The organism is Pseudomonas sp. 51_B, from assembly GCF_017491595.1.
GTDB lineage: Bacteria > Pseudomonadota > Gammaproteobacteria > Pseudomonadales > Pseudomonadaceae > Aquipseudomonas > Aquipseudomonas promysalinigenes.
Genome location: NZ_JAFGYW010000356.1, coordinates 1 through 458, shown reverse-complemented (window position 1 = coordinate 458; position 458 = coordinate 1). Strand labels below are relative to the sequence as shown.

Annotated in this window: 1 pseudogene; it reads right to left on the bottom strand. The window is 65.1% G+C overall.

Annotated elements, in window-relative coordinates:
- Nucleotides 1-458: pseudogene (locus tag J5M56_RS25210) on the bottom strand (terminase large subunit); the annotation flags it as partial.

The following is a 458-nucleotide window of genomic DNA, read 5'->3' as shown; positions in this document are numbered from 1 at the left end:
GTCTTGCCACACCGCGCGGGCCACGAATGGGCTGTGCGCCTCTACCCGCTGGTTGAGGATGAGGTTTCGATACGAAGCCTCGCGGCTTGGGAGCCGGCGCGCATCCTCTGCTTGCCTGCGCACCTCATCCCTGTTCATCAGGGTGTCAAAGTGCGGGTTCGCCTGCCGGATGGTGTCGTCGTCAAATGGGTCAGCGTCCAGAGGGGCGCTGTACAGCCTGCACTTGACTCGTGGGTCAGCGCCGCTCAAGGCGTCATCGATCAATAGGCTCAGCAAGTCAGCGTCGGTAGGCGCCTGCGTGCTGATGATCACCGACAGCGGCTCGTCCTGCGCAGCGCTCGCCGTCTCCAGCGCCTCGTACAGCTCCGACCTCGGCCCCTTCACCTGCCCTAGCTCGTCATGGACCGTGAACACCGGCGACAGGCCGTATGCGGTCGATGCGTCCGCCGACAAGGCCC